The organism is Hamadaea sp. NPDC050747 (assembly GCF_040654195.1).
GTDB lineage: Bacteria > Actinomycetota > Actinomycetes > Mycobacteriales > Micromonosporaceae > Hamadaea.
Genome location: NZ_JBFAHM010000010.1, coordinates 283,459 through 304,737, shown reverse-complemented (window position 1 = coordinate 304,737; position 21,279 = coordinate 283,459). Strand labels below are relative to the sequence as shown.

The window sequence follows — 21,279 nt, the reverse complement described above, 5'->3', positions numbered from 1 at the left end:
GTCATGCGGTTCCTGATGACGGCCCTGGCCGACGACAACAAGCCCGACGAGAAGCTGTTCACCGAGATGGCGAAGTTCATCGACGAGACGACCGCGGCCGGGATCCTGCTGGCCACCGGCGGGCTTGAGGCCGGCGGCGTCCGGCTGACCTCGACCGGCGACGAGATCACCGTCACCGACGGCCCGTTCACCGAGGCGAAGGAGGCGGTCGCCGGGTTCGCCCTGATCGAGGTGCGCTCGCGCGAAGAGGCGATCGAACTGGGTCGGCGGTTCCGGCGAATCGTCGGCGACGGGGTCAGCGTGATCCAGCAGGTCTACGGGCCACAGGGCTGATCGCCGCATCGTGACAGCCGTTCACCCGACGGTCGACGCCGTCTGGAAGCTCGAGTCGGCCCGGATCATCGCCGGGCTGACTCGGCTTGTGCACGACGTCGGCCTCGCCGAGGAGTTCGCCCAGGACGCCCTGGTGGCGGCGCTGGAACAGTGGCCGGTGGCGGGCGTACCGGACAAGCCGGGGGCCTGGCTGACGACGATCGCCAAGCGCCGCGCGATCGACCACATTCGGCGGTCGCAGCTGCTCGACCGTAAGCGCGAGGAACTGGCGCGCGACCTCGACGAGCAGCCGGATCGGGAGCCCGACGACGTCCTGCGGCTGATGTTCATCTCCTGCCACCCCGTGCTCCCGACCCCGGCTCGGGTGGCGTTGACGCTGCGGCTGATCGGCGGCCTGACCGCGGCCGAGATCGGCCGGGCGTTCCTCACCACCGAGGCGCGGATCACGCAGCGGATCGCGGCGGCCAAGCAGACCCTCGCCGAGCAGCGGATCCCGTTCGAGATTCCAGCCGGTCCCGAGCTGACCGCGCGGTTGTCCGCCGTCCTCGAAGTGCTCTACCTGATCTTCAACGAGGGGTACGCGGCCAGCGCGGGCGCCGATCTGATCCGCGCCGACCTGTGTCTCGAAGCGCTCCGGCTCGGCCGCCAACTGGCCGAGCTGGCCCCGGACGAGCCGGAGGTCCACGGGCTCGTCGCGTTGATGGAGATCCAGGCGTCTCGCAGCGCGACGCGCACCGGCCCGGACGGGGAACCGGTCCAACTGCACGAGCAGAATCGGGCACGCTGGGACCAGTTGCTCATCCGGCGCGGGTTCACCGCGATGCTGCGGGCCCGGGATCTCGGTCGGCCACCCGGTCCGTACGTGCTTCAAGCAGCGATCGCCGTCTGCCACGCCCAGGCCCGGACCGCCGAGGACACCGACTGGGCACAGATCGCGGCGCTCTACGACGCCCTCGTCCGGCTGCTGCCGACCCCCGTGGTGAAGCTCAACCAGGCGGTGGCGGTGGGCATGGCGGCCGGTCCGCAGGCCGGGCTGGACCTCGTCGACGAGCTGCTGAGCGATCCGGCGCTCCAGAACTACCACCTGCTGCCGGGCGTACGCGGAGATCTGCTGGCCCGGCTCGACCGCCCGGCTGAGGCCCGCCGGGAGTTCGAACGGGCTGCCGCGTTGACCGCGAACGCGGCCGAACGAGACTTCCTCCTTCGACGGGCGGGCAGGCTGGCCGGGAGCGCCCCGGCGCAGCCGACGCTCGGTCAAGCGGCGGCCGAGTTCCTGAGCCGGGACGACCTCGACGCGCAAACCCTCCGCTCGTACGCGCAGACGCTGCGACGGCTGAGCCGGACGCTGGGCGAGAGCCTGCCGCTGGCCGAGCTGACCTCGGATCGGGTGGCGCAGACGTTCGCGCTGGCTTGGGACGAGGCCGCCGCGCGTACGTGGAACCGGCATCGGTCGGCCGTCCGGTCCTTCAGCGCCTTCGCGGGCCTGCCCGATCTCGCCCGTACGCTCGACCGCCGGACCGAGACGCCGTCACCCCGCCGGGCGCTCGACCTCGCCGCGCTCTGGGCTCGTGACCTGCCGCTACGGGAACGCACGCTGTGGCGGCTGCTGGCGGAGTCGGCGGCTGGACCCCGGCGGGTGCTGGCGCTGAACGTCGAGGACCTGGAGCTGGACGAGCGCCGGGCGTGGACCGGCCGGGCCTGGCTCGGCTGGCGTTCGCAGACCGCGGCGCTGCTGCCCGACCTCCTCGCCGGGCGGGAGCGAGGACCGGTGTTCCTGGCCGATCGGCGGCGCGGACCGGGACGGCCGCCGGCCGCGGCCGACGTCTGCCCCCACACCGGGCGGACGCGGTTGTCCTACGAACGCGCCGAGTACCTGTTCAAGCAGGCCACCGGGCATACGCTGCGGGATCTGCGGGACTCCTGATCAGCGTTCGACCAGGGCGTGCAGCTTGTCGTACAGCTGCCGGTCCGACACCTCGCTGTGCAGCACGTCGTCGGCGGGGACCAGGGCGACCAAGGGACACTCCTCGGCTCCGATCACGCGGGCCTCGGTGAGCTTCCGTCCCGTCGCCACCTCGTACGCCGTGATCTGGTAGATGCCTTCCACGAACGGGACCGTCGTGACCTTCGGCGACGTGAACGAGCACTTCCCGAGAGGCTTGCCGGAGCCGACGAGGTCGACGCACGCGACGATCTGCACCTTGGCCAGGTCCGCCGGCTGCCAGGCATCCCGAAACTGCTTCTTCACACCGTCGGGCACGTGGACGGAGAGGGGCTGCAGACGCATCTTGAAGGCGTTGTCCAGCACCGTGACCGTGATCGGATGCGGTGCCGGGCCGGTCGCGGCCGGAGATTGCGGGTAGTACCAGCCTCGGCAGACGCCGTCGAGGTCGGCTTTGGTCGAGACGGGAAAGTCCCGGGCCCAAGCGCTGCCCGGACTCGCCAGGGCTGTCTGCCCGGCCGTCAGACCGCTTCCGGGTGCCGGGTGCTTGCGCAGCTTGACCAAGGCGTAGGCGGCTCCACTGAGGAGGGCCACGCAGACGACGATCGCCAGGATGGGCAGCCACGAGGACCGCCCCGGTGCGGTCGAGCCCGGTTCCTCCAGCCAGTCCGCCAGCGGATCCGGGGTCTTGGGCAGCGGATCCCGCTCAGCATTGTCCGGTTCCACCAAACGCCCCCGTCGCGTCGAGCCAGAGTCCTGCGGAGTCTACTGGCGTACGCGTACGCGGTGGGGCCGCGTCCATCGAGCGAACGCGGCCCCGGGCAACGGATCAGGTCGCAGAGCAGGTGAGGACGGGTGGTGCGTTGGTGCTGCCGGCGTTCGCGAGGAAGCCGAAGGTCGTGCCCGCCCCGGCGGCCAGGCTGCCGTTCCAGCCGGCGTTCGTCACCGTCGTGACCGTGCCGGAGGTGGTCGCCGTGCCGTTCCACGCGCTGGTCACGACTTGGCCGTTGGGCCAGGTCATCGTGACTTTCCAGCTACTGATGGCCGAGCCGCCCGCGGTCACCGCCACCTGTCCCTGGAAACCGCCGGACCACTGGTTGACCACCGTGTACGCGGTCGAGCAGGACTTGGTCCCGCTCGACGAGGTGGGCGACGTGGAGGCCGACGGCGACGTGGAGGCGGACGGCGAGGTCGACGGCGAGGTCGACGGCGACGCGGAGGCCGATGTGGACGGCGACGGGTTCGACCCGCCGAAGTTCACGTCGGCGCAGAAGTAGTAGGACTGGTCCAGGTGGCTGGCCTGCCAGATCGTGTAGACCATGTGCCGCCCTGTACGCCCCGGCGCGCTCGCGCCGATCAGGGTCGACCAGCCGCCGGCCGACTCGGTCGTCCACTGCCCGACCGGCCGGTTGCCGATCTGGCCGACGAGTTCGAGGTCCGACCATTTCAGGGCCTGCGTCATCGGGTTGAAGCCCTGTTTGGTCACGTACACGTAGACGTAGTCCGCGCCGTGCCCGGCCTGGTCGTAGAGCTTGACGTTGAATGTGTTGGCGATCGACTGCGCCTTCCAGTCGCCGACGGTGTCCATCGCGTTGTAGCGGCCGCTGGAGGTATGCCCGGCGCTGCAGAGCTGGCCGTCCGGGATGGCGGCCTGGTGGTTGCCCGCGACGCCCTCGCGGAACAGGCCGTTCCAGTTCCACATGGCGTTCGGGTCGTACTGCCAGGCCTGCCAGCACATCGGGTCCTCGGTGGCCATCACCGGGTCCTGGAAACGGGAGCCCCAGCGAGACCAGCAGCTGTAGTTGCGGGAGGCGGGGTCGACGGTGGTGCCGTGGGCGTCGGCGACCTTGGCGAGGTTGGTGGTCAGGAGCACGACTGCGACGGCGGCGACGATCGCCATGGATAAGGCGATGGACAGCCACCGCCGGTAGGTGAGGGCGGTCATGCGATGACTCCTTGTCCGTGGAGTGCCCGGAGCGACACTTGGGCGAGTGGGAGTCGCGACCACGTCGGCCGCGCCCGCTGCGCCGGGCGTATTCATCTATGGGAAACGATTCAACCGTCCCACGCCCGTTTTGGGAAGGGGCGGCCGGACTGAGGCACACTACGAGGGTGAAAGACCTGGAAGCGGTGGCCGCCCTGCACGATCCCGTGCGCCGGGCGCTCTACGAGTTCGTCGCGGCCGCCGGGCACGACGTCGGGCGCAACGAGGCCGCCGAAGGGGTCGGCGTCTCGCGTACCCTGGCCGCTTTCCACCTCGACAAACTCGCCGAGGTCGGGCTGCTGGAGACCGGCTTCGCGCGGCTGACCGGCATCCGGCCCGGCCCGGGCGCAGGACGACCGGCCAAGGTCTACCGCCGTGGGCGTACGACTCGATATGTCGCGGTGCCCGAGCGTGACTACCAGGAGCTGGCGTCGGTGCTCGCGGAGGTCGTGCACGGCCTGGACGCCGACGACCGCGCGATCGCCGCGGCGGCTCGCGCCGGCGAGAAACTTCACAAGCCCGGCGGGTGGCTGGCCACGCTGCGTGACCGCGGCTACGAGCCCTACGAGCAAGACGCGGTCGTACGCCTTCGGAACTGCCCGTTTCAGCAGGTCGCCGAGGAGCAGCCGTTGCTGGTCTGCTCGATGAATCTGGCGCTGTGCCAAGGCATCGCGGGCGACGACGTCACCGCCGAACTCGACCCGAGGCCGGGCGAGTGCTGTGTCTCGTTTTCTAAAAACAAATCTCGTTGACATAGAAGCATGCGGTCGGCCATGCTTCTCCCATGCATCTGGCACAACTGAACGTCGGGCACCTCGTCGCCCCGGTCGACGCGCCCGAGCTGGCCGAGTTCGTGGCGCTGCTGGAGCCGATCAACGCGCTGGCCGACGCCGCGCCCGGATTCGTCTGGCGGCTCAAGGAATCGGAGACCGATCCGACCGCGACCTACCGGCACGACTTCGGCGACGACCTGCTGATCAACATGTCGGTGTGGCGGACGCGCGACGACCTCTGGAACTACGTCTACCGATCCCGGCACCTGGGCGTGCTGCAACGGCGGCGTGAGTGGTTCACGAAGGCGATGGAGGTCTACAGCGTGATGTGGTGGATCCCCGAGGGCCACCGGCCGACGGCGGCCGAGGGGATGGCCCGGCTCGCGGCTCTCCGTGACCGGGGAGCCGGGCCGGAAGCCTTTACCTTCAAGGAGTTCTACGAGCCTGTGTCCGTTTAGGAGACAGGCCGCCAGTCATGTGGCGGGTCTTCGCCGGTACGCCCGTCGACCGCCTCACGGAGCAGGTCGGCGTGGCCGGTGTGGCGGCCGTACTCCTCGATCAGGTCGCACAGCAGCCGGCGGAGGCTGGCCTTGCGCCCGTCCGGCCAGCCGGTGTGCGCGAGCTGGTCGAGCCCCCCGGTCCGCAGCGCCTCGGCCAGCCGGGCGCGGGACCGTTCCACCGCGCCGTCCCAGTACGCGTACAGCACCTCTGGTTCGTCGTCGGCGGCCGACGAGAACTCCCAATCGTTGCTGCCGTCCCAGCCCAACGCGGTCCACGGCCCGCTGATCGGCTCGCCGGTGAGCTTGACGGTGAACGTGTAGTCCTCCTGAGCGGCGAGGTGCTTCAGCAGGCCGCCGAGGGTCAGCTCAGACTTGCCTATCTTGGCGGTCAGGCCGGCGGAGTCCAGGCCGTCGGCCTTGTACCGGAAGGTCCACCGCATCCGGTCCAGCGCGCCGACCAGGTGCTCGGCTTCCGTTCCGGCCAGCGGCGGCTCCCACGGCGGATCTGTTTTCTCAGTCATGAAGACCAAGCTAGCGAGTATTCCCGACATCCTTTGTCGGGTACGTCTTTTATTGTGGCCGGATGGAGTTCGAGTTCACCGGCGAGATCTTCCACTGGCGTGGTCCCGCCCCGCATCACTTCGTGACCGTGCCGGAGGCGGAGTGCCACGAGATCCAGGAGGTCGCCGCCCGGCTCACCTACGGCTGGGGCGTCATCCCGGTCGGCGTACGCGTGGGGCGGACCGACTGGACGACGTCGTTGTTCCCCAAGAACGGGCGCTACCTCGTGCCCCTGCGGGCCGACGTACGCCGAGCCGAACGGCTGGAACTGGGGGACACCGTGACGATCAGGCTGACGCTCGATGCCGACTGACCTTCCCGTACGCCGTGCCCGGGTCGCCGACGCCGCCACCGTCGCGGTGCTGCTGGACGACTTCAACCGCGAATTCGACACCGACACCCCCGGGGTGCCCTGGCTGACCGAGCGTCTGACCGAGCTGCTCGCCGGGGAGGACCTGGTGACGCTGCTCGTCGGGGAGCCCGCCGCCGGACTGGCCGTGCTGTCCTTCCGGCCCAGCGTCTGGACGGCCGGCCCGGCGGCCCTGCTCGACGAGCTCTACGTACGCCCGCGGCTGCGCAATCAGCGGTTCGGCCACGCGTTGCTGGAGGCCGCGTGCGAGCTGGCCGCGCGCCGGGGCGCGGAATCGCTGGAGGTCAATGTCGACGGGGTGGACGTCGACGCCCGCCGGTTCTACGAGGCGCACGGCTTCCGGCACATCGAGCCAGGGGAGACGGAGCCGATGTACTTCTACTACCGGGAGCTGGCGTAGATCTGTTCGGCTGATCCGATGACTTGACGCGTCATGTGATCATGCGCGCGTGGATTTCGCCGGAAAACGGCGAGGCATGGGCCTCGCGCTATATGTCATCGCAGCAGTCCTGGTCGTCTGGGGCGGGTACCAGGTGATGCGCAGCTGGAATTGGGCCACCGCCGAGGGGAAGGTCGAGCGGTGCCGGCTCCAGACCACCGGCAGCGGCAACGGCCGGACGTACACGCAGCACTGCGACGTGACGTGGACCGCCGACGGGGTGACGCACAAGGCCACCGTGTCCTTCGACGGCCGGCCGGACCGCACCGGCACGACACAGAAGCTCCGGGTCAGCGGCGGCGAGGCGCAGGCCTACGAGGGGCGGCTGGGCACGATGGCGACCGCCGGGTTGGGAGTGCTCCTCGCCGGAGTCGGATCCCTGCTGCGTCGCCGAAGCCAGGAGCTGCGGGCCCGCCTCGACGCTCAGGCTGCGGCTCGGTAGTAGGCTGCGGCCGCCCTGACCTCGGCGGCGACCCGGTCCCGGACCGACGCCGGGCTCAGCACCTCGACCGCCGAGCCGAAGCTGAGCAGCCCTTCGACGGCCCACCACTCGTCGTCGAAGGGCACCGTCACCTCGACGGGCTCGGTGGCCGCCACCGGGACCTTGTGCTGGCCGCGTACGGGGATCATGCGCCGCAGGCGCGGCAGCGCCCGAGGCGCGGCCCGCACCGTCACCTCCACCTCGACGCGTTCGTCCTCCAACTCGGCTCGGGCCTCGGCCCACGCCGTCGCGAGGTCGAAGTCCACCGGCCGGGACGCGGCGTCGGCCAGGATCTCCACGTCGCGGACCCGCGAAACCCGATAAGTCCGGCGTACGCCGTCGCGTAGCGCCAGCAGATACCAGTCACCGGCCGCCAGCACCAGGCCCATCGGGTCGACGACCCGGGTCGACGGCTTGCCGTCGCGGACGTACTCCAGGCGTACCCGGTGATCGCGCCACGCCGCCTCGGCGAGCTGAGTCAGGCACGGCACCGGCTCTGGAGTCCCGTAGAACCGGACCGGATCGAGATGAAACCGTTCCGCCGTACGCCCCGCCCGTTGCCGGGCCTCGCCGGTCAGACTCGCCCACACCTTGATCCGGGCGCCTTCGAGCAGCTCGCCCAGGCCCAGCTGTTCGGCCGGCCCGGCGAGCCCGAGGAAGGCCAGCGCGCCCGCCTCGTCGAGCCCCATCCCGGTCAGCCTCGTCCGGTAGCCGCCGTCCAGGCGGTAGCCGCCGGCCGGACCCCGGACCGAGCGTACGGGGACCCCGGCGGCGGCCAGCGCCTCGACGTCCCGCTGGACCGTACGCTCGCTGACCTCCAGCACCTCGGCGAGCTCCGGGCCGGTCGCCCGGCCACGAACCTGGAGATGCAGGAGCAGGGTCATCATCCGGGACGCGCGCATGGCTCCCATCTTCACCGACTGTTCCGCGGCGGTTCTGTCGGTGGGGGCTGCCAGACTCGGGCACATGACTTTCGTCGATTCCGCTCGGGCGTTCCTCGACCGGGAAGGGCGGCTGGTCGAGCGCCGTCTCGCCGCCGTCCTGTTCGACGGCGAGGACCCGGCCGGCGCGGTCGCCGCCGCTGGTGCGTACCGCAACGCGGACGGCGGCTTCGGCCACGGGTTCGAGCCCGACAAGCGCTGCCCGGCCAGCCTGCCCATCGACGTCGAGTGCGCACTCGACGTCCTCGTCGTCGCCGACGCGCCGATCCCCGACTGGGTCGCCCCGGCCTGCGACTGGCTCGCCTCGGTCGCCACCGCAGAGGGTGCGGTGCCGCTCGCGTTCCCCGTCATCGAGCGCTATCCCCGCGCCGATCACTGGTCCGACTGGACCTACGCACCTGGGCTGAACCCGACCGCGGGGATCGCCGGTCGGCTGCACCATCTCGGGGTCAGCCATCCCTGGCTCGACCGGGCCACCGACTGGACCTTCAGCCGGCTCGAATCCGGGTTCACCGAAGACGCCCACTCGCTGAGCGAGGTGCTCCTCTTCCTCGCGTCGGTGCCCGATCGGCGGCGGGCCGACGCGCTCGCCGCGCAGGTCGAGGGATGGCTGTCGAAACTGCAGTGGTTCCGTGCCGATCCCGCCGACCCCGGCTACGGCCTGACCCCGCTGCATTTCGCGCCCACACCCGGCAGCCCGTGGCGGCCGCTGTTCAGCGACGCCGCCCTCGACGGCCATCTCGACCGGCTCGCCCACGACCAGCAGCCCGACGGCGGCTGGCCGATCACCTGGGAGCCGCCGGGGCAGGCGTCCACTCTGGAATGGCGGGGCATCGAGACCCTGCGCGCCCTGCGCGTGCTCCGGGCGTACGGCCGGCTCTGATCGACGGAAAGGGCAGCGGCGCCGCCCAGAGGGACGGCGCCGCTGCTTCGGTAAAGCTTCTTCGATAGTTGCTCAGATGTTGTTGTCCCAGCCTCGCTTGATCGCGCCCGACGACTGCGGCAGGCCGACGCGCAGCACGTCCCACCGGCGCGCGGGCTCCTCCGAAGACTTCAGAGTCACCTGGTCGCCGACGCGGACACGCGGCTCGACCCAGCAGGTGAGGTAGCGAGAGTCCGACCGCAGATCGACTTGAACCAGCATCGTCATGGCGATCACGGTAGGCGATGCCCGCCCCCTCGTCACCCGACTTTCCCCCCCGCTCGGGCTGCTCCGGGCGAGGTGGGCTGGGATGATCGGACGGTGGGACATTCCTACGCCGTCACCGCCGAGTTCTACGACCTGCTCCAGGCCGACGACTTCCGCCGGATCGCCGAGCGGTTGACCCGGCGCTGGCTGGGGACTCCGCGGGTCGGCGTCCTCGACGTCGGGGCCGGGACCGGGCTGGCCACGGCGCTGCTGGCGGAGCGGACCGGGCTCGTCGTCCACGCCGTCGAGCCCAGCGGGCCGATGCGCGCCGTCCTGCTCAGCCGGTTGGCCGGGAACCCCCAGCTGCTGAACCGGGTCCGGGTGCACGCGGTGGGCGTACAAGATGTGGGCTTGACCGCGGCGGCCGACTTCGCGTGGTGCGTGAACACCATGGCGTGCCTGGACCCGGAGGAGCGGGCCGAGGGCCTGGCGGCGATCCGCGCGGCGCTGGTGCCCGGCGGGCGGCTGGTGGTGCAGCGGCCGCCGCACCGAGTGGAACCGCCCTGGGAGCTGCCGTCCCGGCGGCTGGGCGACGATCTGTACACCGGGCAGGTGACCTGCGCGGACGCGGGACCCGACCGGGCGACGTGGCGGTTCACCTATCGGGTGACCCACGGTGATCAGGTGGTTCGTGAGGCGCGCGAGAGCTTCGAGGTGCACCTGGCCCAGCCGGTCGCCTTCGCCGCCGAACTGCGGGCAGCCGGGCTCGACCCGGTCGGTGAGGACGAGCCGGAGATCGTGATCGCGTCGGCTCGCTAGACGCCCGCCACCCGGCTGCGCCGTTCGAGGAGCAGCACATCCCGCCAACCCCGTACGCCGTGCCGCCCGACCCGTTCGCGAGTGCCGATCACCCGGAAGCCGGTGCGTTCGTGGAGCCGGAGGCTGGCGGTGTTCTCGGGGAAGACGCCAGACTGGATGGTCCAGATCCCGGCCGCCTCGGTGGACTCGAACAACGCGGTGAGCAGCGCGACTCCGACGCCTTTGCCGCGGACGGCGGGATCGACGTAGACCGAGTGCTCCACGACCCCGGCGTAGACCGGGCGGGCGGAGACGGGGGAGACGGCGACCCAGCCGGCCACGCGGCCGTCCACCTCGGCCACGAGCCGATGCTCGGGCAACCGCCCGGCGTCGAACTTCTCCCAGCTGGGCGCGTCGAGCTCGAAGCTCGCCTGGCCGGTGTCCAGCCCCGCCTGATAGATGCGCAAGACGTCGTCGGCGTCGGCCGCGGTCATGGCCCGGATCGTGGCGTCACCCATGTTCCCGCAGCCTGCCGCTCACATGGACGCGCTGTCAACGCGTTTGACGCCTAGATCACTGGGTAGAGTCGAGACGTGCCGTCGTCGTCGACGCGGCGCTCGCCGCGCGAGAAGCTTGCGCCCTACCGGCGCAAGCGGGACTTCGCGCGTACACCGGAGCCGTCGGGCGAGGCGCGAGACGGAGCCCGGGGCACCGGACTGCGGTTCGTCGTGCAGCGGCATCGGGCGCGCAACCTGCATTACGACTTCCGGCTGGAGATCGACGGAGTCGGCGTGAGCTGGGCCGTCCCCAAGGGACCCACCCAGGACCCGGGCGTACGCCGCGCCGCCTTCCACGTCGAGGACCACCCCTTGGAGTACTTCGACTTCGAGGGCGTCATCCCGCGCGGCGAGTACGGCGGTGGCGACGTCATCGTCTGGGACGCAGGCACCTGGGAGCCCGCGAAAGAGGAGGACCCGGGGCGCGCCGTCGCCGACGGGGAGCTGCACGTCGACCTCCACGGTGAGAAGCTGCACGGCCTGTTCGTGCTGGTGCGGACGAAGACCGACGCGTCCGGCAAGGAACAGTGGCTGCTCCTGAAGAAGCGGGACGACGACGCGGTCCAGGGCTGGGATCCCGAGGACCATCCGAAGTCCGTCCGCTCCGGACGAACGAACGACCAGGTGAAGGCCGACCCGGACAAGCTGTGGCGATCCGGTGAGCCGGCCGCTCGAGCCGCCGTGTCGCTGAAGGCTTCTCCGGTGACGCCGGACGAACTGGCGGCGTTGGACGCGCTGAAGTCCGAAGGGCAGTGGGAGGTCTTCGGGCGTACGCTCAAGGTCACCAACCTGGACAAGGTCCTGTTCCCGCCGCTGGGGCGGCAGAAGCCGGTGACCAAGCGGGATCTGCTCCGCTACACCGCCGAGATCGCGCCGATCGCCATGCCCTACCTGACCCGGCGGGCGATGAACCTGCACCGTTATCCCAACGGCGCGGACAGCAAGGGCTTCTGGCACAAGCAACTGCCCGACCACGCGCCGGAATGGCTGCCCCGGTGGGACAACCCCGACGCCGATCCCGGCGAGACGACAACCTACCTGGTGGTGGACGAGCCGGCCGCGCTGATCTGGGCCGCCAACTTCGGCGGGCTCGAATGGCACGCCTGGACCTCGCATGTCGACCGGCCCGACCGGCCCACGTACGCCCTGATCGACCTCGACCCGGGCGAGAAGACGAAGTGGGCGGATCTGGTGATGCTGGCCAAGCTGCACCGGGACGCCCTGGAACACCTCGGCGTGTCGGCCCGCCCGAAACTGAGCGGTCGCCGGGGCATCCAGATCTGGGTGCCCATCCGGCCCGGCCCCACCTTCGACGACACCCGGGCCTGGGTGGAGCGGCTCTCGAAGACCGTCGGCGCGCTCGTGCCCGACCTGGTCAGCTTCAAATGGCAGAAAGACGAGCGGGGCGGGCTGGCGCGTCTGGACTACACGCAGAACGCGATCAACAAGACGCTGGTGGCTCCCTACAGCCCGCGCCCGGCGGCGGGAGCGCCGGTGTCGACCCCGATCGACTGGGACGAGCTGGACGACAAGAAACTGCGGCCGGACAAGTTCACCATCCGTACGCTGCCGAAGCGGCTGGCGGAGAAGGGTGACCTGTTCGCGGGCGTACTCGACTTCACGCAGAAGCTGCCGAAGTTCCGCTGACGATCCGCGTGCGCCGGCGTTTCGGCGCCGGCGTTTTGGCGCTGGCGTTTCGGCGCCGGCGTTTTGGCGCTGGATCAGGGATCTAGGTCGAATCTTGGCCCAAGATTCGACCTAGATCCCTGATCCAGCGACGATCTTGCTGTAGCGGTGGCAGGGGACCGACAGCGTCCCGCCCTCGACCTCGGCCTGGTAGGTGAACATGCCGTCGTCGACCCAGCCACACCGTTCGTAGAACCGGCGCGCCCGGTGATTGCCGTCGACCACGGCCAGCCAGGCCCGGTCGTGGCCGCCGACAGCGACTTGGCGTTCGGCCTCGGCCAGCAGGCTCGCGGCGACCCCGCCGCCACGATGAGCGGCGGCCACGTAGACCTGTTCGACCTCGTCGCCGACGACCATCACGAACCCGGCGACCTCGCCGGACTCGCTCACCGCCACGGTCGTCTCCGCCACCCGTTCGCCGGCCCGCTGGTGGAACGCTTCCGCGGTGCGTACGGAGACGAGTTCGTCGGGGACGTTGCCGAGGTGGCCGTCGGCCCAGCCCTTGGTCCAGATCTCCGCCACCGTGGTGGCGTCCTCGGCTCGGGCGGGTCGGATCGCGTACGCCGGCATCGATCGACGATAACAGGAATGTCGGGGGTGGCCGGTAGCTTCGGCCTCGTGAGCGCGCCTGGTGACGTCCCCGAGGAGATCCTCGTCCGGCTGCGGGCGATCTGCCGGCAGCTGCCGGAGACCTACGAGGAACCGGCCTGGATCGGCGTCCGGTGGCGTATTCGGCAGCGGACCGTCGCCCATGTCTACATCCGTGACGCCGAAGACCACTGCGTCATGACGTTCCGGGCACCGGGCGAGGAGATCGTCGCGCTGGTCCAGAGTGGACTAACGTTCTACCGGGCGGACTGGGGCGACAACGTCGTCGGCATGATCTTCACCGCGGAGGTCGACTGGGTCGAGGTCGCCGAGCTGCTCACCGAGAGCTACCGCATCATGGCGCCGAAGCGGCTCGCCGCCCTCGTCGACGGGCCACCCCTCCTCGCGGATTAGCCGGGCAAGAGGTGGGAAAGGGTGGCGCATGGAAACCATCGCCACCCTCGCCCATGACCTCGACGTCACCACTGAGGACGTTCAGGCGTACGTGCAGGAACTGATCCGTCGCGACGGCGAGCCGGCCGTCATCGCGGCGAAGCGAGATGTGCCGACCGAGACGGCCCTCACCGACACCGCCGCCCACCAGGTACGGGTACAGCTGACGCACTGAGGCCGAGGTGCGGCCGGCTCACAGGTCGGTCGACAACGCGACGTGCTTCCACTGCTCCAGCTCGCGCCGGACCAGGTCGAGCTTCGCCTCGATCCGGGCGATCGCGTCCCGGCCGAGCTGGAGGCGCAGCGGCGGCTCGGGGACCTCGGTCACGTCGATGACGGCGTGGGCCGCCTTCACCGGATCGCCGGCCTGCTTGCCGTCGTTCGTGCCCATGCTCTGCCGGACCGGTCCCGCGCCCGCCTCGTAGTCGGGGATCGTGGCGGGCTCGGTCCGCAGGCTCGCGGGGTTCAGGAAGTCGGTGCGGAAGCCGCCCGGTTCCACGATCGTCACGCGTACGCCGAGCGGGGCCAGCTCGCCGTGCAGCGCTTCGGAGAGGGCCTCGACGGCGAACTTGGTCGCGCCGTAGAGCCCGACGCCGGGTGCGGTGGCGAAGCCGCCGACCGAGCTGAGGTTGAGCACGTGCCCGGAGCGCTGCGCCCGTAGTACTGGCAGGGTGGCCTTGAGGGTGTTGATCACGCCGAACACGTTCACCTCGAACAGGTCGCGGGCCGCCGCGTCGGAGACCTCCTCGACCGCGCCGACCAGCCCGTATCCGGCGTTGTTGACCACCACGTCGATGCGGCCGAACCGGTCGACCGTCGCCTCGACGGCGGCCCGCAGCTGTGCGGGGTCGGTGACGTCGGCGGTCAGCGCGAGCAGATTCGCCGGCTCGTCGGGGTAGGCCTTGCTGACGGCGGCGGCGTCGCGAGCGGTCGCGGCGACCTGGTGACCACGCTCGAGGGCGGCCCGGACGATCTCGGCGCCCAGCCCACGGGAGGCACCGGTGACGAAGAAGACTTTGCTCATGCCCCGAAGGTAGAAGCTAGAGTCGGCTCTAGATCAAGCACGAAACGCCACCGGTGTGACAGGGGTCGCTATGGATCTGACCATCGGCGAGGTCGCCGAGCGCAGCGGGCTCAGCGTGCACGCGTTGCGGTTCTATGAGAAGGAGGGGTTGTTCGCCAACCCCGTACGCCGTACCGCCACCGGCCGCCGCGTCTACCACGAGGAAGACGTGGAATGGCTGGCGGTATGCACCAAGCTGCGCTCGTCCGGGATGTCGCTCGCGGCGATCCGGCAGTACGTCGAGCTGGCCCGGCAGGGCGCCGGCAACGAGAAGGAACGCCTCGGCCTGCTCCGGGCGCACGAGCAGCACGTGCTGGCCCAGATTCAGGAGCTGACCGAGTGTCTGTCGGTGATCCGGTACAAGGTCGAGATCTACGAGGGCGCCCTCGACCGAGGTGAGGCGAACGAACTCTGGAATCCGTCCCACGCCGAGCCGGTCGGGCTCACCGACACCGACGCCACGTGCCATCGCGCTGCCGCGTGACGCCACCGGCAACCGCATGATCATTGCGCATCCTGCGTTGGTGAATCGGGCGAATCGCCGCCTGAAACATCGTGGCTGGCGCAATGATCACGCGGGGAGCGGGGTGCGGGGAGCGGGCTAGAACCAGCCGCGCCAGAACTGGAAGAGCTGGTAGCCGTAGTAGATCCCGTTGACCGGCGTACCGGACGACTCGGTGATCCAGATCGTCAGGTCGCCGAAGCCTTGGCGAACCGGCGGCAGGTAGAGCAGCAGGAACACCACGAGCAGCCCGAACGGGCGGATCTTCCGGCCCACCGCCTGGATCCGGGAAGGCAGGTAATGCTCGATCATCCCGTAGCCGTCGAGGCCGGGGATCGGCAGCAGATTCAGCGCCGCGCTCGCCACCTGCAGGTACGCCAGCAGGGTCAACCCGGCCCAGAAGACGGCATGCGGTTCGCCGAGGTCGTAGATCCCGGCCGGGCCGAGCAGCGCGACCGTCGTGAGGAGCAGACCCGCGGCGACGACGTTCACCGCCGGTCCCGCCATCGAGACCAGGGCGTCCCGATGGCGGCTGCGCAACCGTTCGGATTCCACCAGCACCGCCCCGCCCGGGAGCGGTAGACCACCGGTGAGCAGCGCGAACAACGGCAGCAGGAAGGTGAGCACCGGGTGGCCGTACGTCAGCGGGTTCAGGCGTAGGTAGCCCTTCGCCTCGATGGTGTCGTCGCCGCCGCGGTGCGCGACCAGGGCGTGGGCGTACTCGTGGAGGCAGAGCGTGACGAGCCAGCCGGTCAGGATGAAGACGAAGACGGCGGCCTGATCCGGCACGACGCCCGACCACATCCCCCAGCCGCTCGCCGCGGACAACGCCACGAGCAGCACGAACAGCCACGAGACGCCGGCCTGGCGACGGCGTACGCGAGGCGCGCGGGGCATGCGGCGCGACGCACGCCGGCGCTGCCGGGCCACGTCGGCCTCGATGGCCCGGGCGCGTTCGTCCCAGCCGCCCTCGGCGGCGAGCCGCTGCAGCGGGTCGTCCAGCGGGTCGAGGTAATCCTCCCCAGCGTCGGTCACGAGGCGTGAGGCTACCCCAAACGTCGGGGGTTCTGGTTACCCTCGGGACATGGGCGAGGAGCGGGCCGGCGTCGCGCTGACCAACCTGGACCAGTCGCTGTTCGAGGGCGCGGAGGCCACCAAGCGCGACCTCGTGGACTACCTGGACGCCGTGCGGGAGCGAATCCTGCCGGTGCTGCGGGATCGTCCGCTGTCGGTGATCCGGGTGCTGCGTGGCCAGAATCCGTTCATGCAGAAGAACGTTCCCAAGTACACGCCGGACTGGGTGAAGACGGTGTCGCTGTGGGCGGAGTCGTCGCATCGCGAGGTCTCCTACGCGCTCTGCAACGATCGTCAGACGCTGTTGTGGTTCGCCAATCAACGGGCGATCGAATATCACCCGACGCTCGTCGTGGCGGAGCGCTGGGCGTACCCGACGCATTTGATCCTGGACCTGGATCCGCCGGAGGGCGGTGGCTTCGCGCGGGCGGTGACCGCCGCGCACCTGGTCCGCGAGGTGCTCGCGCAGGCCGGGATGGCCGGCGCGGTCAAGACCAGCGGTGCCAAGGGCGTTCACGTGTTCGTGCCGCTCGACGGCGAGACCGGCGCGGAGGACGTCGCGGCGGCCACCCGGGCGGTCGCGGCCCGCGCGGAGCGGCTCGACCCCGAGGTGGCCACGACCGCGTTCATCCGCGAGGACCGCGCGGGCAAGGTCTTCCTCGACTCGACGCGCGCGGGCGGGGCCACTGTGGTCGCCGCTTACAGTCCGCGACTTCGCCCTGGTACGCCGGTCTCGTTCCCGGTGCCCTGGGCCGATCTCGACCGGGTGACCCCGGCGGACTTCACGGTACGCACGGCGATTCCGCTGCTGGCCGACGCCGATCCGTGGGCCGAGCTGATGCCGCCGCCGCAGCGGTTGGATCCGGGTCTCGTGGAGGAGGGGCACACCATCCCCATCGCCCGTGTGCAGGCGATGCATGAGGGGAAGCGGCGCGCCCGGGCCAAACGCGCGGCATCCTGAGCCGTCTCCGACGTTGATGGACTACAGTCCGGTTATGCCTCAGGAGGCGGACCTTCTCGCGGTGCGGACGCCCGCCCGGGCCGAACGGGCCGACGCCGCGCGCAATCGCCGAGCGGTGCTCGACGCGGCCGCGATCCTGTTCCGCGAGCGTGGCGCGGAGTCGGTGACCATGGACGAGGTCGCCGCGAAGGCCGGCGTCGGCAAGGGCACCCTGTTCCGCCGGTTCGGCGACAAGTCCGGCCTGGCCATGGCGGTGCTGGACGAGGCCGAACGGGACCTGCAGGAGCGCATCCTGTCCGGACCGCCGCCACTCGGTCCCGGTGCCGCTCCAGGCCCTCGGCTCGTCGCTTTCGCCGGGGCGTACCTGGACTTTCTGCTGGCCAACCTTGACGTCGTGCGGATGTCGGAGGCCGCCTCGCCCGGCGCACGGTACCGCGTCGGGGCGTACCGCTTCTGGCAGTTGCACGCCCGGATCCTGCTCGACGGCACGCCGGACCCCGACTTCGCGGCGCACGCCCTGCTCGCGTCGCTGTCGGCGGTCCACGTCTCAGCGCTGCTGGCCGAGATCGGGGAAGACCGCGTCCGCGAAGGAGTGGCCAGACTCGCCCGCTCCCTCTTCCTCCGCTCGTAAGCTTCGGGTGTGGCGAAGTACTTCGACGTTCACCCGGACAACCCTCAGCCCCGGGCCATCCGGCAGGTCGTGGACCTGCTGAAGGAGGACGCGCTCATCGCGTACCCGACCGACTCCTGCTATGCCCTGGGCATCCAGCTCGGCAATCGCCCCGGCCTGGAGCGGATCAAGGAGATCCGGCGGCTCGACGACCGCCACCACTTCACCCTCGTCTGCCGGGACTTCGCCCAGCTCGGCCAGTTCGTGAAGATCAGCAACTCGGTGTTCCGCCTGGTCAAGGCGGCTACGCCGGGCAGCTACACGTTCATCCTCCCGGCCACCAAGGAAGTGCCGCGGCGGCTCATGCACCCGAAGAAGCAGACCGTCGGCGTACGCATCCCGGACCATCGGGTCGCCCAGGCGCTGCTGGACGAGTTGGGGGAGCCGATCCTGTCCAGCACGCTGCTGCTGCCGGGGGAGGAGGAGCCGATGACGCAGGGCTGGGAGATCAAGGATCAGCTCGACCACCAGATCGACGCGATCATCGACTCCGGCGAATGCGGGACGGAGCCGACCACAGTGGTGGACCTGTCCGGCGACGAGCCGGAGATCCTCCGCTACGGCGCCGGGGACCCGGCCCGCTTCGAATAGCCGCTTCGACTCCAGGACGGCAGCGCCGCGACGGCCTTCGTCGCCGCTCGCGGCGTCGAGACCGGCTGCTGAGGGTTCTCCCCGATGGCGTCACAGCGGCCGCGGCGCGAGACTGGGGGACGTGGCCGGTGCTGTCGACGACTACGTCTGGGCGCTCGCCGGGCGGCTGCGCGGTCCCGGCCGACTCCGGGACGGCATGCTGACCGAGGTACGCGAGGCGCTGACCGACGCGGCGGACGCGTATCGGGACGCGGGTCTGACCCCGCTGGAGGCGGAGCGCCGTGCGGTGGCCGACTTCGGCCCGGTTCGGCCGCTGGCCCGGGAGTTCCAGGAGGTGCTGGCGGCGGCCCGGGGTCGGCGTACGGCGTGGCTGTTGCTCGCCGTGCTCGGCATCCACTATGGACTTTCCGAGTTGATCGGCCGGATGACGGACTGGCAGGCCGACTGGGGTTCGGCCGAGCCGAGCGCGCTGTACCTCGGATTCGCGCGCTGCACCGACCTCTTCGTCCAGGCCGCCCTGGCGGCCGCGATCGCCGCGGTCGCCGCGATGGGCTGGGGAACGCGTCGTCTCGGTCTGCGACTCACCCTCGTACGCGCCACCGCGGCGTTGTCCACGCTGACCGTCCTCGGCGCCGTCGCCGCAGGTACGCTGCTCACCCTCTTCGCGCCGACGGGCTCCGCCGCGGGCGAGCTGCTCTGGATCGCCCCGTTCGCCGCCGTCCTCGTGTCGGCCTGGCGCACCTGGTACGCCGCCCGCCTCGCGGCCTAACCCCACTCACCTTCCCCGCGCGCCCGCCCTGGCCCGGCGGGCTCGCCTACGTCCGCGCTGGATCAGGGATCTCGGTCGAATCTTGGACCAAGATTCGACCGAGATCCCTGATCTGGCGCTCAACGCGTCCAGCGGCTCAGGCGAGGCGGAGGACCGACTCCACTGCGGTGGTGAACTGCTGCCAGTCCTGTTTGTCGGCGGTGAGCGTACGCCGCCCCGCCGCGGTCAGTTCGTAGGTGCGCCGCTGCCGTCCGGAGTCCCCGGCCCACGCGCCCTGAATCAGTCCGGCGGTCTCCAATCGGCGCAGTGCCGGATAGAGGGAGCCGGTCGGATAGTTCAGGACGCCGCCGCTCCGTGATGCGAGTTCCTGACTGATGGCGTACCCGTGGCGCGGGCCGTCTTCGAGGACGGCCAGCAGCAACGTCTCCAGATGGCCGCGGAAGAGGTCCTGACGCACGCAGACAGTCTACATGCGTAGGGTGTATGGTCATACCGTCTACATGTAGACCGCCTACATAAGGAGACGCCTCATGCACCCCCTCCGCATCGCACTCGCCGCAGCACTGCTGGCCACAACGGCCACGACGGCCACAACGGTGACAACGGCCGGAGCCGCTCCGGCGGCGTCCCGGGAGTCCAGCCTGAGCTGGACAACCTGTGGCCCGGCGACCGACCAGACCGCCCAGTGCGCGTGGTTGCGCGTACCACTGGATTGGTCGCGGCCGACCGGCCGGAAGATCAACCTGGCCGTGGCCCGGCATCCCGCCGCCGACCCGGCTCACAAGATCGGCACCCTGCTCTTCGTGCCGGGCGCCGGAGTCTCGGTCGTCAACCAGGTGGCCACCCCGTGGCACGGCGGGCTCGGGCTGCTGCCGGAGCTGGTCGACCGGTTCGACATCGTCGGGATCGACCCGCGCGGCGGCGGAGTCGATCTCACCTACGGTTCGGCCGACGCGACCGTCCACAGTGCCTCGCTGGACTGCGCCCGGCCCTTCAACGACCCCGCGGTCAGCCGTTTCCCGGCCGACCTCGCGGGCTACGTCAAGCTGCTCAAGCACAATCGGGCCGCGGCCGCGAGCTGCGACCAGGACCTGATCCGGCACCTGGACGCGGAGACGCAGGCCCGGGACGCCGAGGCGCTACGGGCGGCGCTGGGGGAGTCCCAGCTGACCTGGTTCGCCTGGACGTACGCGAGCCTCCTCGCGCAAACCTATGCGCAGCTCTTCCCGGATCGGATCCGGGCGCTGGTGCTCGACGGCCCACTGGACCACACCGTGCCCACCGCGACCTACGTACGCACCCAGGTACACGAGACGGAGGAGGCGTTCGGCCGCTTCGTCGCCTGGTGTGGCCGCGATCCGAGCTGTGCCCTGCACGGGCAGGACATCCCCGCGATCTACGACGAGATCGTCGAGCGGGCGAATCGGGTACCGCTGCCGGTCGACGGGCTCGATCACGCGATCACCGGTGAGGAGATCGGCTACATCGTGATGTACGTGCTGGAGAACGGCACGATCCCGGCCGGCTACGGCGGCTGGATCGATCTCGCGTACGCCCTCGCGAATCTGCGTACCGGGGACACGACCGGCTGGGCCGGGGCGTACGCGACGACGCTCGCGCCCGCGTACTACCACCCCTACCGCGCCGGTGGCTGTGTCGACTTCCCGCGCGACATCACCACGTACGCCGAGTTCCAGGCGCTGCGCCGCGAACTCGCGCAGCTCGCCCCGCACACCGGTGGCGTCTCCGATTCGTGGGACTACGTGAGCGGCTGCCAAGGCTGGCCGGTTACCTCCGTGGCGCCCCGGCGGCCGGTGGTCGTCCACGATGCACCGCCGACGTTGCTGGTGCTCACGCGGCACAACCCGCTCGCCCCCTATGACCTCGCGACGCCGGTCGCGAACCAGATCGAGGGCAGCACGACGGTGACCTACGAAGGCGACGCGCACATCGCGTACTTCAACTCGCCCTGCGTACGCGACGCCGAGCTGGCATTCCTCACGACTGCGACGCCGGGCGTCGCCGCCTGCGCCGACGGCACCTGACCGGCGTAGTCGATCACGCTGTCGGGGAGTCGATCAGGGCGCTCCGGACACGACACGCCGGTCGATCAC

28 protein-coding genes are annotated in these 21,279 nt (G+C 70.5%); 18 read left to right on the top strand and 10 right to left on the bottom strand.

Annotated features, from left to right (window positions below; translation table 11 throughout):
- Nucleotides 1-3 precede the first annotated feature (3 nt).
- Both AB0H43_RS25180 and AB0H43_RS25175 read left to right on the top strand, forming a co-directional pair.
- Nucleotides 4-333, top strand: coding sequence for a YciI family protein (locus AB0H43_RS25180; RefSeq protein WP_360002940.1), 330 nt, complete (start codon nucleotides 4-6; stop codon nucleotides 331-333).
- Nucleotides 334-343: 10 nt separating this feature from the next.
- A complete protein-coding gene (locus tag AB0H43_RS25175; RefSeq protein WP_360002939.1) occupies nucleotides 344-2,257 on the top strand; it encodes a DUF6596 domain-containing protein in 1,914 nt (637 codons plus the stop codon).
- Here the strand turns inward: AB0H43_RS25175 and AB0H43_RS25170 are convergent, their stop codons facing one another.
- Nucleotides 2,258-3,001 carry a hypothetical protein gene (locus tag AB0H43_RS25170; protein ID WP_360002937.1) on the bottom strand — a complete coding sequence of 248 codons (744 nt, stop codon included), beginning with the start codon at nucleotides 2,999-3,001 and terminating at the stop codon, nucleotides 2,258-2,260.
- A 103-nt stretch (nucleotides 3,002-3,104) separates the two neighbouring features.
- Entirely contained in the window at nucleotides 3,105-4,220 is a 1,116-nt protein-coding gene (locus AB0H43_RS25165) for a lytic polysaccharide monooxygenase (RefSeq protein ID WP_360002935.1), read from the bottom strand.
- 167 nt (nucleotides 4,221-4,387) lie between these two features.
- On the opposite strand from AB0H43_RS25165, the gene AB0H43_RS25160 reads away from it, so the two are divergent.
- Both AB0H43_RS25160 and AB0H43_RS25155 read left to right on the top strand, forming a co-directional pair.
- Nucleotides 4,388-5,011, top strand: coding sequence for a transcriptional regulator (locus tag AB0H43_RS25160; protein ID WP_360002933.1), 624 nt, complete (start codon nucleotides 4,388-4,390; stop codon nucleotides 5,009-5,011).
- Nucleotides 5,012-5,043: 32 nt separating this feature from the next.
- Complete coding sequence (locus AB0H43_RS25155; RefSeq protein WP_360002931.1) at nucleotides 5,044-5,490, top strand: DUF3291 domain-containing protein; 447 nt, start codon at nucleotides 5,044-5,046, stop codon at nucleotides 5,488-5,490.
- Here AB0H43_RS25155 and AB0H43_RS25150 read toward each other — a convergent pair.
- Nucleotides 5,487-6,053 carry a DUF664 domain-containing protein gene (locus AB0H43_RS25150; RefSeq protein WP_360002929.1) on the bottom strand — a complete coding sequence of 189 codons (567 nt, stop codon included), beginning with the start codon at nucleotides 6,051-6,053 and terminating at the stop codon, nucleotides 5,487-5,489. The two genes, AB0H43_RS25155 and AB0H43_RS25150, sit on opposite strands and share 4 nt — an antisense overlap.
- A gap of 62 nt (nucleotides 6,054-6,115) precedes the next feature.
- On the opposite strand from AB0H43_RS25150, the gene AB0H43_RS25145 reads away from it, so the two are divergent.
- Genes AB0H43_RS25145 through AB0H43_RS25135 form a run of 3 tightly spaced genes read left to right on the top strand, consistent with a single transcriptional unit; the run spans nucleotide 6,116 to nucleotide 7,344 of the window.
- Nucleotides 6,116-6,406, top strand: a complete 291-nt coding sequence (locus AB0H43_RS25145) for a DUF1905 domain-containing protein (protein WP_360002927.1) — start codon at nucleotides 6,116-6,118, stop codon at nucleotides 6,404-6,406.
- Nucleotides 6,396-6,863, top strand: a complete 468-nt coding sequence (locus AB0H43_RS25140; protein WP_360002925.1) for a GNAT family N-acetyltransferase — start codon at nucleotides 6,396-6,398, stop codon at nucleotides 6,861-6,863. Before AB0H43_RS25145 ends, AB0H43_RS25140 begins: the two co-directional genes overlap by 11 nt.
- Before the next feature lie 49 nt (nucleotides 6,864-6,912).
- Entirely contained in the window at nucleotides 6,913-7,344 is a 432-nt protein-coding gene (locus tag AB0H43_RS25135; protein WP_360002923.1) for a hypothetical protein, read from the top strand.
- Here the strand turns inward: AB0H43_RS25135 and AB0H43_RS25130 are convergent.
- The gene (locus AB0H43_RS25130; RefSeq protein ID WP_360002921.1) at nucleotides 7,326-8,285 is read right to left on the bottom strand and encodes a WYL domain-containing protein; all 960 of its coding nucleotides are present in this window, start codon (nucleotides 8,283-8,285) and stop codon (nucleotides 7,326-7,328) included. The genes AB0H43_RS25135 and AB0H43_RS25130 overlap by 19 nt on opposite strands.
- Nucleotides 8,286-8,349: 64 nt before the next feature.
- Here AB0H43_RS25130 and AB0H43_RS25125 point away from each other — a divergent pair, with 64 nt between their 5' ends.
- Nucleotides 8,350-9,207, top strand: a complete 858-nt coding sequence (locus AB0H43_RS25125) for a hypothetical protein (RefSeq protein ID WP_360002919.1) — start codon at nucleotides 8,350-8,352, stop codon at nucleotides 9,205-9,207.
- Between the two features lie 72 nt (nucleotides 9,208-9,279).
- Here the strand turns inward: AB0H43_RS25125 and AB0H43_RS25120 are convergent, their stop codons facing one another.
- On the bottom strand, nucleotides 9,280-9,474 hold the full coding sequence (locus tag AB0H43_RS25120) for a hypothetical protein (RefSeq protein WP_253761255.1): 195 nt from the start codon (nucleotides 9,472-9,474) through the stop codon (nucleotides 9,280-9,282).
- Nucleotides 9,475-9,567: 93 nt separating this feature from the next.
- Here AB0H43_RS25120 and AB0H43_RS25115 point away from each other — a divergent pair, with 93 nt between their 5' ends.
- Entirely contained in the window at nucleotides 9,568-10,272 is a 705-nt protein-coding gene (locus AB0H43_RS25115; RefSeq protein WP_360002917.1) for a class I SAM-dependent methyltransferase, read from the top strand.
- Here the strand turns inward: AB0H43_RS25115 and AB0H43_RS25110 are convergent.
- A complete protein-coding gene (locus tag AB0H43_RS25110) occupies nucleotides 10,269-10,769 on the bottom strand; it encodes an N-acetyltransferase family protein (protein ID WP_360002915.1) in 501 nt (166 codons plus the stop codon). The two genes, AB0H43_RS25115 and AB0H43_RS25110, sit on opposite strands and share 4 nt — an antisense overlap.
- A 75-nt stretch (nucleotides 10,770-10,844) precedes the next feature.
- Between AB0H43_RS25110 and AB0H43_RS25105 the strand changes: the two genes are divergently transcribed.
- Nucleotides 10,845-12,455, top strand: coding sequence for a DNA polymerase ligase N-terminal domain-containing protein (locus AB0H43_RS25105; RefSeq protein WP_360002914.1), 1,611 nt, complete (start codon nucleotides 10,845-10,847; stop codon nucleotides 12,453-12,455).
- A 111-nt stretch (nucleotides 12,456-12,566) separates the two neighbouring features.
- Here the strand turns inward: AB0H43_RS25105 and AB0H43_RS25100 are convergent, their stop codons facing one another.
- The gene (locus tag AB0H43_RS25100) at nucleotides 12,567-13,064 is read right to left on the bottom strand and encodes a GNAT family N-acetyltransferase (protein WP_360002912.1); all 498 of its coding nucleotides are present in this window, start codon (nucleotides 13,062-13,064) and stop codon (nucleotides 12,567-12,569) included.
- Between the two features lie 48 nt (nucleotides 13,065-13,112).
- Here AB0H43_RS25100 and AB0H43_RS25095 point away from each other — a divergent pair, with 48 nt between their 5' ends.
- Nucleotides 13,113-13,496: an MmcQ/YjbR family DNA-binding protein gene (locus tag AB0H43_RS25095; RefSeq protein ID WP_360002910.1), complete on the top strand. Its 384-nt coding sequence runs from the start codon at nucleotides 13,113-13,115 to the stop codon at nucleotides 13,494-13,496.
- 28 nt (nucleotides 13,497-13,524) lie between these two features.
- Entirely contained in the window at nucleotides 13,525-13,710 is a 186-nt protein-coding gene (locus AB0H43_RS25090; RefSeq protein WP_360002908.1) for a hypothetical protein, read from the top strand.
- Between the two features lie 18 nt (nucleotides 13,711-13,728).
- On the opposite strand, the gene AB0H43_RS25085 is transcribed toward AB0H43_RS25090, so the two are convergent.
- Nucleotides 13,729-14,559 (bottom strand): oxidoreductase, encoded by an 831-nt coding sequence (locus tag AB0H43_RS25085; RefSeq protein ID WP_360002906.1) that lies wholly within the window; start codon nucleotides 14,557-14,559, stop codon nucleotides 13,729-13,731.
- 70 nt (nucleotides 14,560-14,629) lie between these two features.
- Here AB0H43_RS25085 and AB0H43_RS25080 point away from each other — a divergent pair, with 70 nt between their 5' ends.
- Nucleotides 14,630-15,082 carry a MerR family transcriptional regulator gene (locus AB0H43_RS25080; RefSeq protein WP_360002904.1) on the top strand — a complete coding sequence of 151 codons (453 nt, stop codon included), beginning with the start codon at nucleotides 14,630-14,632 and terminating at the stop codon, nucleotides 15,080-15,082.
- A 117-nt stretch (nucleotides 15,083-15,199) separates the two neighbouring features.
- Here AB0H43_RS25080 and AB0H43_RS25075 read toward each other — a convergent pair whose 3' ends face one another.
- Entirely contained in the window at nucleotides 15,200-16,135 is a 936-nt protein-coding gene (locus AB0H43_RS25075) for a site-2 protease family protein (protein WP_360002902.1), read from the bottom strand.
- Between the two features lie 49 nt (nucleotides 16,136-16,184).
- Here AB0H43_RS25075 and AB0H43_RS25070 point away from each other — a divergent pair, with 49 nt between their 5' ends.
- The 4 genes from AB0H43_RS25070 (at nucleotide 16,185) to AB0H43_RS25055 (ending at nucleotide 19,165) form a co-directional block, all read left to right on the top strand.
- A complete protein-coding gene (locus tag AB0H43_RS25070; RefSeq protein ID WP_360002900.1) occupies nucleotides 16,185-17,135 on the top strand; it encodes an ATP-dependent DNA ligase in 951 nt (316 codons plus the stop codon).
- A gap of 34 nt (nucleotides 17,136-17,169) precedes the next feature.
- Nucleotides 17,170-17,766: a helix-turn-helix domain-containing protein gene (locus AB0H43_RS25065; protein ID WP_360002898.1), complete on the top strand. Its 597-nt coding sequence runs from the start codon at nucleotides 17,170-17,172 to the stop codon at nucleotides 17,764-17,766.
- A 9-nt stretch (nucleotides 17,767-17,775) separates the two neighbouring features.
- Nucleotides 17,776-18,396 (top strand): L-threonylcarbamoyladenylate synthase, encoded by a 621-nt coding sequence (locus tag AB0H43_RS25060; RefSeq protein ID WP_360002896.1) that lies wholly within the window; start codon nucleotides 17,776-17,778, stop codon nucleotides 18,394-18,396.
- A gap of 121 nt (nucleotides 18,397-18,517) precedes the next feature.
- Nucleotides 18,518-19,165 (top strand): permease prefix domain 1-containing protein, encoded by a 648-nt coding sequence (locus AB0H43_RS25055; RefSeq protein WP_360002894.1) that lies wholly within the window; start codon nucleotides 18,518-18,520, stop codon nucleotides 19,163-19,165.
- 136 nt (nucleotides 19,166-19,301) lie between these two features.
- Here AB0H43_RS25055 and AB0H43_RS25050 read toward each other — a convergent pair whose 3' ends face one another.
- Nucleotides 19,302-19,622, bottom strand: a complete 321-nt coding sequence (locus tag AB0H43_RS25050; protein ID WP_360002892.1) for a helix-turn-helix transcriptional regulator — start codon at nucleotides 19,620-19,622, stop codon at nucleotides 19,302-19,304.
- 73 nt (nucleotides 19,623-19,695) lie between these two features.
- On the opposite strand from AB0H43_RS25050, the gene AB0H43_RS25045 reads away from it, so the two are divergent.
- Nucleotides 19,696-21,210 (top strand): alpha/beta fold hydrolase, encoded by a 1,515-nt coding sequence (locus tag AB0H43_RS25045; RefSeq protein ID WP_360002891.1) that lies wholly within the window; start codon nucleotides 19,696-19,698, stop codon nucleotides 21,208-21,210.
- The last annotated feature ends 69 nt before the right edge of the window (nucleotides 21,211-21,279 follow it).

Excerpts from the sequence above, each read along its gene's own strand:
- AB0H43_RS25130 (WP_360002921.1), bottom strand. The coding sequence starts at position 8,285 with ATGCGCGCGTCCCGGATGATGACCCTGCTCCTGCATCTCCAGGTTCGT.
- AB0H43_RS25140 (WP_360002925.1), top strand. The coding sequence starts at position 6,396 with ATGCCGACTGACCTTCCCGTACGCCGTGCCCGGGTCGCCGACGCCGCC.
- AB0H43_RS25120 (WP_253761255.1), bottom strand. The coding sequence starts at position 9,474 with ATGACGATGCTGGTTCAAGTCGATCTGCGGTCGGACTCTCGCTACCTC.
- AB0H43_RS25080 (WP_360002904.1), top strand. The coding sequence starts at position 14,630 with ATGGATCTGACCATCGGCGAGGTCGCCGAGCGCAGCGGGCTCAGCGTG.
- AB0H43_RS25100 (WP_360002912.1), bottom strand. The coding sequence starts at position 13,064 with ATGCCGGCGTACGCGATCCGACCCGCCCGAGCCGAGGACGCCACCACG.
- AB0H43_RS25065 (WP_360002898.1), top strand. The coding sequence starts at position 17,170 with ATGCCTCAGGAGGCGGACCTTCTCGCGGTGCGGACGCCCGCCCGGGCC.
- AB0H43_RS25180 (WP_360002940.1), top strand. The coding sequence starts at position 4 with ATGCGGTTCCTGATGACGGCCCTGGCCGACGACAACAAGCCCGACGAG.
- AB0H43_RS25125 (WP_360002919.1), top strand. The coding sequence starts at position 8,350 with ATGACTTTCGTCGATTCCGCTCGGGCGTTCCTCGACCGGGAAGGGCGG.
- AB0H43_RS25045 (WP_360002891.1), top strand. The coding sequence starts at position 19,696 with ATGCACCCCCTCCGCATCGCACTCGCCGCAGCACTGCTGGCCACAACG.
- AB0H43_RS25070 (WP_360002900.1), top strand. The coding sequence starts at position 16,185 with ATGGGCGAGGAGCGGGCCGGCGTCGCGCTGACCAACCTGGACCAGTCG.
- AB0H43_RS25090 (WP_360002908.1), top strand. The coding sequence starts at position 13,525 with ATGGAAACCATCGCCACCCTCGCCCATGACCTCGACGTCACCACTGAG.
- AB0H43_RS25110 (WP_360002915.1), bottom strand. The coding sequence starts at position 10,769 with ATGGGTGACGCCACGATCCGGGCCATGACCGCGGCCGACGCCGACGAC.
- AB0H43_RS25155 (WP_360002931.1), top strand. The coding sequence starts at position 5,044 with ATGCATCTGGCACAACTGAACGTCGGGCACCTCGTCGCCCCGGTCGAC.
- AB0H43_RS25150 (WP_360002929.1), bottom strand. The coding sequence starts at position 6,053 with ATGACTGAGAAAACAGATCCGCCGTGGGAGCCGCCGCTGGCCGGAACG.
- AB0H43_RS25165 (WP_360002935.1), bottom strand. The coding sequence starts at position 4,220 with ATGACCGCCCTCACCTACCGGCGGTGGCTGTCCATCGCCTTATCCATG.
- AB0H43_RS25145 (WP_360002927.1), top strand. The coding sequence starts at position 6,116 with ATGGAGTTCGAGTTCACCGGCGAGATCTTCCACTGGCGTGGTCCCGCC.
- AB0H43_RS25085 (WP_360002906.1), bottom strand. The coding sequence starts at position 14,559 with ATGAGCAAAGTCTTCTTCGTCACCGGTGCCTCCCGTGGGCTGGGCGCC.